Source organism: Stenotrophomonas maltophilia, assembly GCF_039555535.1.
In the GTDB taxonomy this organism is placed as follows: domain Bacteria; phylum Pseudomonadota; class Gammaproteobacteria; order Xanthomonadales; family Xanthomonadaceae; genus Stenotrophomonas; species Stenotrophomonas maltophilia_Q.
This window is the reverse complement of the sequence record NZ_CP154630.1, coordinates 1,084,435-1,099,808: the sequence shown is the minus strand read 5'-3', so window position 1 is coordinate 1,099,808 and position 15,374 is coordinate 1,084,435. Positions and strand designations below refer to the sequence as shown.

Here is a 15,374-nt window from a genome sequence, read left to right as displayed (position 1 = left end):
GGAAATCAGCCGAGAGCAGCGAGGACCTCTGCGACAGCCAGCGGCTCGATCTCTGCAAATGTCAGCGTTTCCGGTGCCGGGTGAGAGAAGGTGACTCCGATAGAGCCCGCAATCAGGACATTATCCCCAGCATTGGGAAAGAGGATGGTCAGCTCCGCACCGATCGAAGGGGAATCTTCGCCTTCGGTGGCTGGTTGGATACGTACCGTACGCAGAGAAAGCTTCATATGACCTCCTTGGGATGAAGAAAGCGGCGTGCTGTTACCCTGCAGTTACGAAAAAGCCGGCTCAAGGCCGGCTTCTTCATGTCACCTGAAAAATCAGGGATTTACTTGGTGGGCGGTACAGGGATCGAACCTGTGACCCTTGCCGTGTGAAGGCAATGCTCTACCGCTGAGCTAACCGCCCGGTGTGTTGCTGAGCCGCTCATTATAGGGGCTTTTCAGAGGCCGTCAACAGTTTTTCACATTCGTGTTCACGGGTGTTTCGAGGTCGCCGCGGGGCATGGCCCGGCGCTACATCACATCGTATGAGTCGGCTTGTCCGAGCCGGTCAGGCCGGCCAGCAGGGTCTCGATCTTGTGGCGTACGCCCTCGCCTTCGGCACCCTCGGCCAGCTGCACGCCGATGCCGGCGGTGCGGTTGCCCTGCGCGCCGGCCGGGGTCACCCAGATCACCTTGCCAGCCACCGGCAGGCGCTCGCTGGAATCGGGCAGGGTCAGCAGCAGGAACACTTCGTCGCCCAGGAAGTAACGCTTGGGCGTGGGCACGAAGATGCCGCCGTTCTTCACGAACGGCATGTACGCGCTGTACAGCGCGGCTTTGTCCTTCACGGCCAGGGACAGGATGCCCTGGCGGGCGTTGCTGGCACTCATCGATTTCCCCTTGCGGCAGGCCGCTCGTTCACCTTGTTCCAGGCCAGCAGCAACTCGACCACCGCAAGGTCTGCACGCACCGTGGTGCGCAGCAGGTCGCGGGTGCGGTTGGCCGCATCGAACCAGGCTGCAAGCTTGTGCAATCGCTCCGGCGTGGTCAAGGCATCGGTGCTGGCCTGGGCCAGCGCCAGGTCGGCGGCAAAGCGCAGGCGCAGCGCTGCGTTGTCGTCACCACACCACTTCTGCGCCAGCTCCACCGCACCGGTCTTGCCGGCGGACAGCTGTTCCAGCTCGCGACCCACTTCGCGGCGCAGGCTCAGGCCATCTTCGCGCAGCCAGTTGTCGGCCTGGCCGGGATGGCCGCGTGCAGCCTCCAGCGCTTCGCGCGCCGAGGCCTCGCTATGGCCCTGCTGCTGCAGCCAGGCCAGCGCCTCGTGCTGCGGCGGCAGCTTGAACTCCAGGCGCTGGCAGCGGCTGCGGATGGTCTGCGGCAGGCGCGCCGGATCGCTGCTGATCAGCCACAGGTAGCGGCCCGGCTGCGGCTCTTCCAAGGTCTTCAGCAGCGCATTGGCGGCCGAACGGTTGATCGCATCGGCCGGGTCGACGATCACCACCTGCGCCACGCCGTACTGCGGGGTCAGCGCCAGCTTGTCGGTGATCTCGCGCACCTGCTCGATGACGATCTCGGTGCGCAGCTTGTCGCCGCTCTTGTTCGGGATGAAGCTGACCAGCTGCAGGTCCGGATGGGTACCCGCGGCGATCAGCTGACGCGTGCGCGTGGCATGCGCGGCGTCACCGCGGGCCAGCACGTGGTCGGCCAATGCCAGCGCCACCTCACGCTTGCCCAGCCCGGCCGGCCCGCAGATCAGCAGGCCATGACCGAGGCGACCGGCATCGAGCGCGGCCACGGTCTGGTCGAACGCGCGCTGCTGCCAGGGCGAGAACGTGCTCATGCGCCCTCCCCTTCCTGCAGCCAGCGCTCGACACGCGCGACCACATCGGCCGCCACGCGTTCCTGCTCCTGGCCCGCATCAATCAACGCAAAGCGCTGCGGATCCTGCTGCGCACGGCCGCGGAATACTTCGCGCACGCGCTGGAAGAAATCGTCCTGCTCGCTTTCGATGCGGTCCGGCCACAGGTCACGGCCGTTGGCGCGCGCGCGGCCGATGGCCACGTCCACATCCAGCAGCAGGGTCAGGCCCGGCAACAGGCCGACCGCGCGGCGCTCCAGATCGGCAATCCACTGCGGATCGAGCCCACGGCCACCGCCCTGGTAGGCGTAGCTGGAATCGGTGAAGCGATCGCTCAGCACATAGGCGCCGCGCTGCAGTGCCGGCTGGATCACCTGGCGCACATGCTGCGCGCGCGCGGCGAACACCAGCAGCAGCTCGGCTTCGGCGCTGAGCGGTTCGGCGGCGATCTCGGCATCGGGCTTCAGCACCAGGCCGCGGATGCGCTCGGCCAGCGGCGTGCCGCCCGGCTCGCGGGTCAGCACCACCTCGTGGCCGTGGCTGCGCAGGCAGTCACGGATGGCGTTGATGGCGGTGGTCTTGCCTGCGCCCTCGCCGCCTTCCAGGCTGACGAAACGCGGGTGGCGAAGCAGCGCGGGACTCATTGCGCCGAGGTCTCCTTGGTACGTTGCTGGCGCAGCTGCTGCAGGTAGCGGGCGACTGCGGCGTTGTGCTGGTCCAGGCTGGGCGAGAACACGTGTGCGCCACTGCCATCGCCCACGGCGACGAAGTACAGCGCGTCGCCCGCTGCGGGTTGCGCGGCGGCCATCAGTGCATCGCGGCTGGGCATGGCAATCGGGGTCGGGGTCAGGCCGGCACGGGTATAGGTGTTGTACGGCGTATCGGTGGTCAGGTCGCGGCGGCGGATGTTGCCGTCATACGCGGCACCGATGCCGTAGATCACGGTCGGGTCGGTCTGCAGGCGCATGCCGATCTTCAGGCGACGCATGAACACGCCGGCAATCTGCGGGCGCTCGCTGGCCAGCGCGGTTTCCTTCTCGATGATCGAGGCCATCGTCAGCAGTTCGTAGGGCGTGTTGATCGGCAGATCTGGTGCGCGGCTTTCCCAGGCTTCATCCAGTGCCTTTTCCATCGCGGCGTGGGCGCGCTTGAGCACGTCCAGGTCGCTGTCGCCGCGCTGGTAGACGTAGGTCTCCGGCAGGAAGCGGCCTTCCGGATGCTGGCCACCGAAGCCGAGACGCTGCATCAACGCGGCGTCATCCAGGTTGTCGGTGGTGTGCAGCAGCGGTTCGGCGCGCTTGAGCGCGGCACGCAGCTGGCGGATGTTCCAACCCTCCACGAGGGTGACGCGGTGCTGCAGCACCTTGCCGGCGCGCATGCGCAGCAGCAGCTCGCGCGGGGTCAGCTCCCCACTGAGCGCGTACTCGCCCACCTTCAGCTTGCCGGCGGCATCGAGCTGACGCGCAAGCAGTTGCCATTGGGTGTCCTGGCCTTCATCCACACCCGCGTCGCGCAGCTTGCGCAGCACGCTGTTCATGCCATCGCCACTGGCAATGACCACGCTTTCGGCAGTGGGGGTGATCGGAGCATCGGCGAAGCGGGTCTGCTGGTAGAAGAACCACGCGCCCACGCCGGCCACGACGGCGGCCAGCACCACCACCAGCGTTACCACGAACAGACACCCGCGCTTGGCTCCCGCCATGGACTACCTCTGAACTCGATTCCGTCGTGCAGGATACCGTGCCGGTGGTGTGGGGTCATGACCGGGGAGGCAGACACCCGCATCCGTGCCGACCAAGATCGGCACCCACCAAAACCGGAACCGGCAGCGCCGGGTCATGCCCGGCGGGGGCGGTCAATCAGCCCTGCTGGCCCAGCGCCCGCAGCAGGCCGCGCGCCTTGGCGCGGGTCTCGTCCAGTTCCTTGTCCGGGTCCGAGTCCACCACGATGCCGGCGCCGGTGCGGAAGCTGACCTCGTGGCCATCCACTTCAGCGGTGCGGATCAGGATGTTCAGGTCCAGGTCGCCATCGCGGTTCAGCCACCCGAAGGCGCCGGTATAGGCACCGCGCGGCACCTGCTCCAGTTCGCTGATGATCTGCATGCAGCGCACCTTCGGGCAGCCGGTGATGGTGCCGCCCGGGAACGTGGCGGCGATCACCTCGCCGGGCGTGACCTCCGGGCGCAGATGGCCGCTGACGTTGCTGACGATGTGATGCACGTGCGCGTAGCTCTCCACGGTCATCAGCTCATCGACCACCACGGTGCCCGGCAGGCAGATGCGACCGAGGTCGTTGCGCTCCAGGTCGATCAGCATCACGTGCTCGGCGCGCTCCTTGGGGTGACCGACCAGCTCCTGGATGCGCGCGGCATCATCGTCGCCCTCGAAGCGCGGACGCGTGCCGGCAATCGGACGGGTCTGCGCGTGGCCGGCGTGCACCGACACCAGCCGCTCCGGCGAGGAACTGACCACATGGCGGCCATGCGCGCTGAACAGGCCGGCAAACGGCGCCGGGTTGGCGCGGCGCAGCTGTGCATACAGCGCCTGCGGGCTGACCGGCGCAGCGAACTGCGCGCCCCAGCGCCGCGACAGGTTCACCTGGAACACGTCGCCGGCACGCAGGTACTCGATCACCCGGCGCACGCCGTCGGTGAAGCGCTGCGGCGCATCCTCGCCCACCGACTGCGGCGGCTGCCAGCCCTGCCCGGCGTCGGGCAACGCCGCCGAGGCCAGTGCTACCAGCGCATCCAGCAATACCTGCTCACCGGCTTCGGCGATGACGAAGCTGGCGTCGTTGTGATGGTCGTGCAGCACGGCGGCCGGGCAACGCAGCGCCACGGCGGTCGGGCCGCCATCGTCACGTGCACGCGCCGGCAGCACCGGTTCGATCTGACTGGCCACTTCGTAATCCAGCATCAGCGCCCAGCCGCCGCGGAACGGCAGGCTGTGGCTGCCGTCATGTGGCAGGCGTTCGGCCTGCCACGCGCGATCCAGCGCCTGCAGGAACGTGCCGGGCTGCACGGCGTCGTGCAGGTCACGCACCTGGCCATCGGCGTCCAGCCGCAGGCCCTCGCCCTGCGCGGCCAGCAGCAGGCTCCAGCGGCCCTGGGCGGTGCCCGAGGCCGTGGATTCCATCAGCAGCGGGAAACGCGCCGGGTCGTGCCGTTGCAGCGCCAACAGATCGATCGGGTGCGGCAGCGGGTGGATCAGCGGTGCGTGGGTCATGATGGCCAGTTCGGGGGTTCAGATGCACGGAAGCCGCCTTGCGGCGGCTCCGTGGTGCACGGCGTTGATCCGTTTGTCGGATTGCCGATGGGTCGCGGCGCGACGATGCCGGTCAGACGCGCTTGAAGATCAGCGTGCCGTTGGTGCCGCCGAAGCCGAAGCCATTGGACATCACCACGTCCACCTTGGCCTGGCGTGCTTCGTTGGGCACGTAGTCCAGGTCGCAGCCTTCGCCGGGCTGTTCCAGGTTGATGGTCGGCGGAATGATGTTGTCCTGCAGCGCCATCACCGAGAAGATCGCTTCCACGCCACCGGCGGCGCCCAGCAGGTGGCCGGTCATCGACTTGGTGGAGCTGACCATCATCTTGTAGGCGTGGTCGCCGAAGGCGGTCTTCATCGCCATGGTCTCGCCCAGGTCGCCCAGCGGCGTGGAAGTGCCGTGCGCGTTGAGGTAACCCACCTGTTCCGGGGTCACGCCGGCGTCCTTCATGGCCATGACCATGCAGCGCGCGGCGCCTTCGCCGTTCTCGCTCGGGGCGGTCATGTGGTACGCGTCGGAGCTGGCACCGAAACCGGCCAGTTCGCAGTAGATCTTCGCGCCGCGTGCCTTGGCGTGCTCGTACTCTTCCAGGATCAGGATGCCGGCGCCGTCGCCCAGCACGAAGCCGTCACGGTCCTTGTCCCACGGGCGCGAGGCCTGTTCCGGGGCGTCGTTGCGGGTGCTCATGGCCTTCATCGCGCAGAAGCCGCCCAGCGCGGTCGGCGACGAGCCACGCTCGGCACCACCGACCACCATCACGTCGGCATCGCCGTACTGGATCATGCGCATCGCGGTACCGATCGAATGGTTCGAGGTCGCGCACGCCGACACCGCCGAGAACGACGGGCCCTTCAGGCCGGTGATGATGCTCAGCTGGCCCGGCAGCATGTTGATGATGGTCTTGGGCACGTAGAAGGGCGAGATCTTCTTGCCCTCGTGGAACTCGATGGTCTGCTCTTCGATGCCGAGCAGGCCGCCGATGCCGGCGCCGACGATGGCGCCGATGCGCTCGGCATTGGCGTCGGTGATCTCCAGGCCCGAGTCGTGCAGGGCCATGAACGAGGCACCGAGGCCGTAATGGATGAACGGGTCCATCTTCTTGGCATCCTTGCCGCTGACCCGATACTTGCCGAACAGTTCATTGTCGGCGGTGATGTCGAATCCCTTGACCTCACCTGCAATCTTGGTGGTGAACCGATCCACGTAGGCATCAGCAACGTTGGTCAGCGGACCGATGCCCGAACGACCGTGGGTGATGCCTTCCCAGCTGCTGGCCAGATCATTGCCCAACGGCGAGACGATACCCAGGCCGGTTACGACGACGCGACGCTTCATTGCTGTTTCTCCTGACCCGGATGGATTCTACGGGCAACTCGGTTTGCTTCGATGTGATGCTCAAACACACGGGGCCGCAACAGCGGCCCCATGGGGTGCGGTGCGCGGCGAGGATGACCCGCACGCGCACTGCCGTCTGACATCAGGCCTTGACGTGGGCCTTGACGTAGTCGATGGCGGCCTGCACGGTGCTGATCTTCTCGGCTTCTTCGTCCGGGATCTCGCACTCGAATTCTTCTTCCAGGGCCATCACCAGCTCGACGGTGTCCAGCGAGTCAGCGCCCAGGTCATCGACGAACGATGCGCTGTTGGTGACTTCTTCTTCCTTGACGCCAAGCTGTTCGACGACGATTTTCTTGACGCGTTCTTCGATGGTGCTCATGGGATCTCGCTCCAGATGGAGTTGTGGTTCAAAAGTGGTCGCCATCAAAGGCGATGGCCGTGGGATAGTGTAGTGGAAACCGGCGCGGCCTTGCATCGCAGCAAAAACCTCAGCAGATCAACCACTTGCGGCGCAATCCCTGCGCCCCTTGCTTACGGCATGTACATGCCACCGTTCACATGGAGGGTTTCGCCGGTGATGTAACCGGCAGCCGGGCTGGCCAGGAAGGCCACCGCATGGGCGATGTCCTCCGGCGAACCCAGGCGTTCGAGGGCGATGTCGTTGATCAGCGCGGTACGCGCTTCTTCCGGCAACGCCTTGGTCATGTCGGTGTCGATGAAGCCGGGAGCGACCACATTGACGGTGACACCGCGCGAACCGATTTCCTTGGCCAGCGACTTGCTGAAGCCGATGATGCCGGCCTTGGCGGCCGCGTAGTTGGCCTGGCCGGCATTGCCGGTCACGCCCACCACCGATGCGATGTTGATGATGCGGCCCTTGCGCGCCTTCATCATGCCGCGCATGACCGCCTTGCTGGTGCGGAACACGCTGGTCAGGTTGGTATCGATGATCGACGCCCAGTCCTCGTCCTTCATGCGCATCAGCAGGTTGTCGCGGGTGATGCCGGCATTGTTGACCAGGATCGAGATCGGGCCGAACTCCTTGGCGATGCCGTCCAGCACGCTGTCCAGCGCGGCAGCGTCGGTCACGTTCAGCGCACGGCCGTGGCCGCCGTGGGCAGCCAGGCGCTCGCCGATGGCGGCGGCACCGGATTCGGTGGTGGCGGTGCCGATGACGGTGGCGCCCTGGGCGGCCAGCAGATCGGCGATGGCGGCACCAATGCCACGGCTGGCACCAGTGACCAGTGCGATTTCACCCTGCAGGGGCTTGCTCATGATGTTTTCCTCAGGCTGGGGCGGCCGCCGCACCCGTGCCGCGTGCAGCGGCCATCGGTACGGTCGGCAGGAACAAGGGGGATCAGGCCGACCATGCCTCGCGGGCGGCTTCAAAGTCGCCCGGGGTGGCCAGCGAACGGCCGTCGATGGCCTTGTCGATGCGCTTGACCAGGCCGGTCAGCACCTTGCCCGGGCCGCACTCGGCGATCTGGGCGATGCCACGGCCGGCCAGAGCCTGCACGCAACCGGTCCACTGCACCGGCTGGTACAGCTGCTGCACCAGCGCGGTACGGATCGCGTCCACCCCCTCGTGCACCTTGGCATCGACGTTCTGCACCACCGGCAGCTGCGGCGCCTGCCAGGACAGGCCGGCCATCACTTCGGCCAGGCGGTTGGCGGCTTCGCGCATCAGCGGGGTGTGCGAGGGCACGCTCACGGCCAGCTTGACCGCCTTGCGCACGCCCTTCTCGGCCAGCAGCGCCAGTGCGCGGTCGACCGCGTCGGCGTCGCCACCGATCACGATCTGGCCCGGCGAATTGAAGTTGGCCGGCACCACCACCTGGCTGCCTGCGGCTTCGGCGCAGACGTCCAGCACCAGCTGGTCTTCGGCGCCGAGCACGGCGGCCATGGCGCCGACACCGGCCGGTGCGGCTTCCTGCATCAGCTGGCCGCGCAGGCGCACCAGGTGGGCGCCGTCATGCAGGCTCAGCGCGCCAGCGGCAACCAGGGCGGTGTACTCGCCCAGGCTGTGACCGGCCAGCACCGACGGGCGCGGACCGCCCACGGCGTTCCAGGCGCGCCACACGCCGATGCTTGCGGCCAGCAGGGCCGGCTGAGTGTATTCGGTACGGTTGAGCATTTCCTCCGGGCCACCCTGGGACAGCGCCCACAGGTCGACGCCGGCACCATCGGATGCCTCGGTGAAGGCTTCACGCACCTGCGGGTGCAGTTCGGCCAGCTCGGCCACCATGCCCACAGACTGCGAGCCCTGGCCGGGGAAGACAAAAGCGAGGGTGGATACGGTCACGCGGTCATCCGCTTGTTGCAATCGAAGCGGGCCATGATAAGGGCGAATCCGCTGTGTCGTCTGTACGTGCGCGTATGCAGGCGTATGGAGCGCAGCCGGGCAAGCGCACGGCGTCAGCAGAACAGCTGCAGCACGTCCAGGTCGCCGTCGGCGAGGAAATCCACGCACAGGCCCACCAGCATCAGCACGCCCGCCGTGCTGGCGCCATGGGCGATGAAGATCGAATGGGCCAGCGCGCGCGCTGAACGGCCCAGCTTCATGCACACCCGGGCCAGGCTGCGCAGCCGGCCGCTGACCGCATGCACATGCTCGCGCACCGGCGCCTGGGCATCGCCCATCGCCTCGGCCATCATCGCCTGCAGCTGCTCGGGGCGGTCGGCGTAGTACTTGGCCACGCCGTAGCCGAACATCAGCCAGTCGCGGGCCTGCGCTTCGGCCAGATCCATCACTTCCAGCGGATCTTCCTCGAAGTCGATGAAGCCCACCTTCTGCCCGTCCCAGGTGAGGTTGCGCGGCAGCGGCTGGCCGAAATAGGCGCCGCGTGCATGCGCTTCGGCGATGGCCTGCATGGCGGCCATCACCAGCCGGTCGCGGCCGGCCTCGTCGGCCTGGCGCAGGCAGGTATTGAACGAGCTGCCGTTGTCGCCGATCACCAGCGCGGCGTGGCCGCTGCCCAGCACGTCGGGCACGTTCACGCCCTGCGCCTGCAGTTCTCCCAGGCGACGGGCTTCGGTTTCGCGCGCGGCATCACCACCTCGGTGCGGCGGTGGGCGCAGGGCGTCCAGATGGAAACGGCGGGCAACGAAATTGAGCAGGCCCAGGGCCAGTGCGCGGCTTCCCTTGCCGTACTGCTTCAGCCAGGCGCGCTGCCCTTCGATGACGATGGGCTCAACCATGACGGGTACTCCTATAAACGCGTTACGGCCCCAGAGGGGCCGTAACGACAAACTTCACATTGTCGTAACTTGCGCTATCAATAGCGCAGCAGGGCCGAACCCCACGTGAAGCCGCCACCGAAGGCTTCCAGCAGCAGCAGCTGGCCACGCTCTACGCGGCCCGAACGCACCGCGGCGTCCAGCGCCAGCGGCACCGAACCGGACGAGGTGTTGCCATGCTTGTCGACAGTCACCACCACCTGGTCCATCGACATGTCCAGGCGCTTGGCGGTGGCTTCGATGATGCGCAGGTTGGCCTGGTGCGGAATCAGCCAATCCAGGTCGGACTTGTCCAGGCCGTTGGCGGCCAGGGTCTCGTCCACGACCGAGTCCAGCGCCTTGACGGCGTACTTGAACACGTCGTTGCCCTTCATGTTGATGGTGCCACCCCCGTTGGCGCCGTCCTTGAAGCCGGTCGAGACGCCCACCGGGTTCCACAGCAGTTCCTTCTTGCTGCCATCGGCATGCAGGTGGGTGCTGAGGATGCCGGTCTCTTCGTCGGCCTTGAGCACCACGGCGCCGGCGCCATCGCCGAACAGCACGCAGGTGGTGCGATCGTTCCAGTCGACCATGCGGGTCAGCGTTTCGGTGCCGATCACCAGCACGTGCCTGCAGTCGCCGGAACGGATGAATTTGTCGGCCACGCCCAACGCGAACACGAAGCCCGAACAGGCCGCGTTGACGTCAAAGGCAGGGCACCCCGCAACACCGAGCTTGGCCTGGATCAGGCACGCGGTGGAGGGGAAAATGAGGTCAGGCGTGGTCGTACCAACCACGATCATGTCGAGCTGCGAAGCGTCGATGCCGGCCGCTTCAAGTGCGCGCAACGCGGCCTGGTAGCCGAGGTCGCTGGTGGTTTCGCCTTCGGCCGCGATGTGCCGTTCACGAATTCCGGTGCGCGACTGGATCCACTCATCCGAGGTTTCGACCATCTTTTCCAGGTCGGCGTTGGTCAGGACTTTTTCCGGCAAATAGCTACCGGTGCCCGCGATCCTCGAATAGATCCGCTTGCTCATCATGTTTCCTGTTGCGCGGGCCGCCGATCACCGGCACGCCCGGGAAAGAAGGCAAAGGCCGCTGCCCGGGGCAGCGGCCTTCCCGGCACATCAATCTTCTTCGACGGCCGAGGTCTTGGTCTGGATGACCTTCTTGCCGCGGTAGAAACCATCGGCAGTGATGTGGTGACGCAGATGCACTTCGCCGGTGGTCGGGTCGGTCGACAGCTGCTTGGCGCTCAGGGCGTCATGCGAACGGCGCTGGCCGCGGCGGGACGGGGTAACACGGGATTTCTGCACAGCCATGGGATTGCTCCAAACTCGGTTCGTTTTGCTTCGTCGTATCGTCGCGCAGGACGCCAGCGCCCAGCACACTTTCGCTTTCGCCGCAGCCGCCGACGACAATCCGGCTGCTATTGTTTCTTCAATGCCGCCAACGCCGCGAACGGGTTGGCCTTCTTCGTTTCTTCTTCGCTCGGTGCCCAGTCCTTGTCGACTGCTTCACCGTCGGGCGACAGCGGTACCACCGGCACCGCCAGCACCAACTCGTCTTCGACCAGGTCCAGCGGACGCAGCTGGCCGTCTTCCGGCACCAGCAACGCCTCGTACTCCTCCGGCAGGGACGATTCCTCGTCCTCGTCGCGGATCAGGCCAAGCCTCTGGGTCACCTTCACCGGCAACAGGAATCGCTGCATGCTGCGCTGACAGGTCAGCGGCAACGCGGTGTCGATGGTCAGTTCCACATAGGATACCCGCAGGACTTCGTCGCGACCGAATTCAAGCGAGTAGGAACACTCACCGTCGGTATCTGCGACCAGCCCCTGCAGGCGGGTCAATTCAGCCAGGGAGACCTGGCCGTCGAAGCGCCTGCGCGCTACGACCATCCGCCAAGCATCCAGCGATTCGGGCACGTTCGCGGACATAAGCCGCTGAATACTAAGGATCGGGGGGGCTGCTGTCAAATGCCCGCCATACAGGACTTGCTGCTGGCGCTGCACACGGGCCAGACTGCCGCGCCCTGCCCCGGAATTGTCGCATGTCACTGGTCCTGGCCTCCACCTCCCGCTACCGCCGCGAGCTGCTGCAGCGGTTGGGCCTGCCCTTCGACTGCGCCCGCCCGGAGGTGGATGAAACCCCGTTGAACGGTGAGACGCCACTGGCCGTGGCGACGCGCTTGGCCACGGCCAAGGCGGCCGAGGTCGCCGCTCGCTACCCCGGCGCCTGGGTGATCGGCTCGGATCAGGTGGCGGACCTGAACGGGCGGCCGCTGGGCAAGCCGGGCACGGCCGAGGCGGCCTGCGCGCAGCTGGCGGCGATGTCCGGGCAGACGGTACGCTTCCATACCGCAATCAGTCTCACACGAGACGGAGAATCACTCAGCGCCGTGGATCTGACCGAGGTCCGTTTCCGCGCGCTGGGCCAGGAGGAGATCGCCCGCTACGTGGCCGCCGAACAGCCGCTGGACTGCGCCGGCAGCTTCAAGTGCGAGGGCCTGGGCATCAGCCTGTTCGAAGCAATCGACAACCGCGACCCGACCGCGCTGATCGGCCTGCCGCTGATCGCGCTGTGCGGGTTGCTGCGCCAGGCAGGGTTCGCGGTGCCCTGAAGGCGGCACGCTGACTGCCGGCACCGATCGCGGAAACAGGCCGGACCTGGGCCGGGTAGGACCCAAGCCGGGTAGAGTCGACTGTCAGTCGACTATCGCGCGCAGCGCGGGGTTTTGCCAGCGGCTGGAAGAGCAGTCGACTAACAGTCGACTCTACCAACCCGGAGCACCCGACCAACGTGGAGCACCCGACCAACCTGGCACGCGCAACCAACCCGGAGTACGCGACCAACCTGGACCGCGCGCCGCCTCAGCGCCCGCGAACCTCGAACGGCTGTTCCTGCCATTCCTCCACGCTGCCATCGCGGCCGTGCAGGCGCAGGCCCAGCCAATGCCGCCCGGGCGCCAGCGTGCTCGTGTCCAATGACGCATCGAAGCCCACCGCCGGATGCTGCGGGTCGGTGCTGTCCGGCCAGGTCTGGCGCACGTCGAATGCGCGGCCATAGCGCGCATCGCCCACCGAGCGGCCATCGACCAGCACTTCAACCCGTGCCAGGCCGACACCATCCTTGAACGCCCATCCCTTGATGGCCAGCACGCCGGACACCTTTTCGCCGTTGGAAGGGGTATCCAGCCACGCCATTGCCGGAGTCACGCACGCCCCCGGCGCACGCTGCGCCGGCAGGCGGAACAGCAGGAACCGCTGGAAGCCGTGGTCACTGCTGACCACCCGCGGCGCCGGCAACGGCCCCACCTGCTCGCAGATGGCGTGATAGCGCGCCAGCAGATCGCGGTAACGCTGATCGCTGGGTGAAAGCACCAGCAGCATCGGCGCCGAGCGCTTGCCTTCATGCAGCAGACCCCACTGCGCCAGCTGCGCGGTGCGCCCATGCTTGTCGTTGAGCGGGTGCGGCAGCACTTCGATATCGCCGTTGCCGAGCTGGAAGCCCAGCTCGGCCCCCACCTTGAAGTTCCCGGCCAGCACCCGCGCGCCCGCGGGCATCTGCTGCAACTCTTCGCGCACTGCCATCGCCAACGGCTGCCAGCCAGCGAAATTGCGCGGGTAGTACTTGCTGCCCGCCAGCTGCTCGCGCAACGCAGGCGTGGAGGCCATCAGGTAATAGCCGAACGCCAGCACCATGCCTGCGCCTGCCAGCCACCAGCCGGTGCGCCGCAGCCAGCGTGGCCAGCCGTTGAGCACCACCGGCACCGCCACCAGCAGGGCCAGGTAGCCCGGCAGTGGCCAATGGAAACTGATCCGCTCGACGTCGGTGAAGAAGCCCAGCAGGAAGATGCCCAGCGTGGATACGCCCCCGACCAGGCCGAAGTAGCGCCACTGCACACGCGTGCCGCCGCCCCTGCGGGTACCGGCCACCGCCACCTTCCACATCGCCATGCACAGGATCGGGGTGACCAGCATCGGCTGGATCACCAGGAACCACAGCCCGTTCCATTCGAACGTCCAGGGATGGCGCTCGACCACCTGGAACTTCAGGCCAGCGTCGTGGTTGTCCGCATTCCATGCCAGCAGCGGCAGCCAGGCCAGCACGCCTACCGCCAGTGCGACCCATACGCGCGGATCGGCCAGCATGCGCCGCCCCTGCGGCAGCGCCAGCAGCGCGATGAAGCCCACGCCGATGACACCGATGAAACGGTAGTGACTGAGCGCTCCGATCGACAGGCCCAGCGCAAGCTTCATCGCCGACGATGCATCGACGTTGTGCAGCATCCGTGCACCGGCGTGCAGGCAGATCACCGCGGCCAGCGCCATGGGTACATCCGGCACCGCCAGCAGGCCCAGCGTCGCCGACAAAGGCATCAACAGCGTGAGGCTGCCCGCCTGCCAACCAGCCACATTGCCGAACCAGCGCGTGGCCGTGCGCACCACCAGCAACGGCAGCAGCGCGCCGATGGCCAGGAACGGCAGGCGCAACGCAAGCACATGGTGGCCACCGATCTCCACCCCCAGGCGCGCCAGCCATGCGGTCAGTCCGGGAAGGTCCGAATACGCGGCGGCCAGATGCTGGCCTTCCTGCCAGTAGAACGCCTCGTCAACGAACAGTGGCAGGCGCGCAGCCACCACCAGCTTGGCCGCTGTGACCAGCGTCCATAACCAGAGAAATATTGTCCGCGCGCGCTGTTCGCCTTGCATTGCTCTATGGATAATCGAATGGATTCCAGACCTGAGACGATCATGCCAGCCTCGTCCCCCAATCCCACCATGCTAACCGATCAACTGCGCCAGGCCCTGCGGGAGGCACAGGATCAGGTAAACGCACTGGTGCTGGGCAAGGTGCCGGAAGTCAGGCTGGCCTTTGTCGCTCTGCTTTCCGGTGGTCATCTGCTGATCGAGGATCTGCCCGGCCTGGGCAAGACCACGCTGGCGCATGCGTTGGCCAGCAGCCTGGGCCTCAGCTTCCAGCGCGTGCAGTTCACCTCCGACCTGCTGCCCGCCGATGTACTGGGCGTCTCGGTATACGAAGCCGGCAGCCGCCAGTTCCAGTTCCATCCAGGGCCGGTATTCACCCACGTGCTGCTGGCCGATGAGATCAACCGCGCGCCACCGCGCACGCAGAGCGCGCTGCTGGAGGCGATGGCCGAACAGCAGGTCACCCTGGATGGACAGACCCACCCCCTGCCCGATCCGTTCTTCGTGATCGCCACGCAGAACCCGGTGGACCTGTCCGGCACCTTCCCGCTGCCGGATTCGCAGCTGGACCGTTTCCTGCTGCGACTGGCGATGGGCTACCCAAGCGCGCAGGCCGAACGCGAACTGCTGCGCGGCACCGATCGTCGTGACCTGATCGCACGTGCCGTACCGAAGCTGGATGACACTCAGGTACGCGCGCTGCGTGAGGCTGTCGGCCAGGTCCATGCCAGCGATGCACTGGTCGACTACGTGCAGGCCCTGCTGACCCGCAGCCGCCAGCACGCCGGCGTGCGCGTGGGCCTGTCACCGCGTGCAGGCCTTGCGCTGCTGCGCGCGGCCAGGGCGCATGCACTGCTGCTGGGCCGCGGCCACGTGGTGCCCGAGGACGTGCAGACCCTGTTCGTGGCGGTGGCCGGTCATCGCCTGGTGGCCGAAGCCGAGTCCAGCTCGGGGCCGGCACTGGCACGAGCCATCCTGCAGACCGTTGCGGTGGATTGAG

General features: G+C 66.9%; 17 protein-coding genes and 1 tRNA gene. 2 read left to right on the top strand and 16 right to left on the bottom strand.

Annotated features, from left to right (window positions below):
• Positions 1–5: 5 nt before the first annotated feature.
• The 15 genes from AASM09_RS05020 to AASM09_RS04950 all read right to left on the bottom strand — a co-directional run bounded on the left by AASM09_RS05020 (position 6) and on the right by AASM09_RS04950 (position 11,602).
• Positions 6–227 carry a hypothetical protein gene (locus AASM09_RS05020; RefSeq protein WP_343368829.1) on the bottom strand — a complete coding sequence of 74 codons (222 nt, stop codon included), beginning with the start codon at positions 225–227 and terminating at the stop codon, positions 6–8.
• 106 nt (positions 228–333) lie between these two features.
• Positions 334–408: transfer RNA gene (locus AASM09_RS05015), tRNA-Val, on the bottom strand.
• Positions 409–520: 112 nt separating this feature from the next.
• Positions 521–874 carry a PilZ domain-containing protein gene (locus AASM09_RS05010; protein WP_046982794.1) on the bottom strand — a complete coding sequence of 118 codons (354 nt, stop codon included), beginning with the start codon at positions 872–874 and terminating at the stop codon, positions 521–523.
• The gene (locus AASM09_RS05005) at positions 871–1,827 is read right to left on the bottom strand and encodes a DNA polymerase III subunit delta' (RefSeq protein ID WP_049430180.1); all 957 of its coding nucleotides are present in this window, start codon (positions 1,825–1,827) and stop codon (positions 871–873) included. The genes AASM09_RS05010 and AASM09_RS05005 overlap by 4 nt, the downstream gene beginning before the upstream one ends.
• The gene (tmk, locus tag AASM09_RS05000; RefSeq protein WP_049430181.1) at positions 1,824–2,489 is read right to left on the bottom strand and encodes a dTMP kinase; all 666 of its coding nucleotides are present in this window, start codon (positions 2,487–2,489) and stop codon (positions 1,824–1,826) included. The genes AASM09_RS05005 and tmk overlap by 4 nt, the downstream gene beginning before the upstream one ends.
• The gene (gene mltG, locus AASM09_RS04995; protein WP_049430182.1) at positions 2,486–3,547 is read right to left on the bottom strand and encodes an endolytic transglycosylase MltG; all 1,062 of its coding nucleotides are present in this window, start codon (positions 3,545–3,547) and stop codon (positions 2,486–2,488) included. The genes tmk and mltG overlap by 4 nt, the downstream gene beginning before the upstream one ends.
• A gap of 157 nt (positions 3,548–3,704) precedes the next feature.
• Positions 3,705–5,069 carry an aminodeoxychorismate synthase component I gene (locus AASM09_RS04990; RefSeq protein WP_049430183.1) on the bottom strand — a complete coding sequence of 455 codons (1,365 nt, stop codon included), beginning with the start codon at positions 5,067–5,069 and terminating at the stop codon, positions 3,705–3,707.
• A gap of 112 nt (positions 5,070–5,181) precedes the next feature.
• Positions 5,182–6,444, bottom strand: coding sequence for a beta-ketoacyl-ACP synthase II (fabF, locus tag AASM09_RS04985; RefSeq protein WP_049430185.1), 1,263 nt, complete (start codon positions 6,442–6,444; stop codon positions 5,182–5,184).
• 142 nt (positions 6,445–6,586) lie between these two features.
• Positions 6,587–6,826 (bottom strand): acyl carrier protein, encoded by a 240-nt coding sequence (gene acpP, locus AASM09_RS04980; protein ID WP_005408313.1) that lies wholly within the window; start codon positions 6,824–6,826, stop codon positions 6,587–6,589.
• A gap of 152 nt (positions 6,827–6,978) precedes the next feature.
• On the bottom strand, positions 6,979–7,722 hold the full coding sequence (gene fabG, locus AASM09_RS04975; RefSeq protein ID WP_005408312.1) for a 3-oxoacyl-ACP reductase FabG: 744 nt from the start codon (positions 7,720–7,722) through the stop codon (positions 6,979–6,981).
• An 82-nt stretch (positions 7,723–7,804) separates the two neighbouring features.
• A complete protein-coding gene (gene fabD / locus AASM09_RS04970; protein ID WP_049430187.1) occupies positions 7,805–8,749 on the bottom strand; it encodes an ACP S-malonyltransferase in 945 nt (314 codons plus the stop codon).
• A 113-nt stretch (positions 8,750–8,862) separates the two neighbouring features.
• Complete coding sequence (locus AASM09_RS04965) at positions 8,863–9,645, bottom strand: serine/threonine protein phosphatase (RefSeq protein WP_049430189.1); 783 nt, start codon at positions 9,643–9,645, stop codon at positions 8,863–8,865.
• Between the two features lie 77 nt (positions 9,646–9,722).
• A complete protein-coding gene (locus AASM09_RS04960; RefSeq protein ID WP_005408309.1) occupies positions 9,723–10,700 on the bottom strand; it encodes a beta-ketoacyl-ACP synthase III in 978 nt (325 codons plus the stop codon).
• Between the two features lie 90 nt (positions 10,701–10,790).
• Positions 10,791–10,985, bottom strand: a complete 195-nt coding sequence (gene rpmF, locus AASM09_RS04955) for a 50S ribosomal protein L32 (protein WP_005408308.1) — start codon at positions 10,983–10,985, stop codon at positions 10,791–10,793.
• A gap of 107 nt (positions 10,986–11,092) precedes the next feature.
• On the bottom strand, positions 11,093–11,602 hold the full coding sequence (locus AASM09_RS04950; protein ID WP_012479287.1) for a YceD family protein: 510 nt from the start codon (positions 11,600–11,602) through the stop codon (positions 11,093–11,095).
• 113 nt (positions 11,603–11,715) lie between these two features.
• On the opposite strand from AASM09_RS04950, the gene AASM09_RS04945 reads away from it, so the two are divergent.
• Complete coding sequence (locus AASM09_RS04945) at positions 11,716–12,285, top strand: Maf family protein (RefSeq protein ID WP_049430191.1); 570 nt, start codon at positions 11,716–11,718, stop codon at positions 12,283–12,285.
• A 250-nt stretch (positions 12,286–12,535) separates the two neighbouring features.
• Here the strand turns inward: AASM09_RS04945 and AASM09_RS04940 are convergent, their stop codons facing one another.
• The gene (locus AASM09_RS04940) at positions 12,536–14,377 is read right to left on the bottom strand and encodes a glycosyltransferase family 39 protein (RefSeq protein WP_049430194.1); all 1,842 of its coding nucleotides are present in this window, start codon (positions 14,375–14,377) and stop codon (positions 12,536–12,538) included.
• A gap of 42 nt (positions 14,378–14,419) precedes the next feature.
• On the opposite strand from AASM09_RS04940, the gene AASM09_RS04935 reads away from it, so the two are divergent.
• On the top strand, positions 14,420–15,373 hold the full coding sequence (locus AASM09_RS04935; RefSeq protein ID WP_049430196.1) for an AAA family ATPase: 954 nt from the start codon (positions 14,420–14,422) through the stop codon (positions 15,371–15,373).
• The last annotated feature ends 1 nt before the right edge of the window (position 15,374 follow it).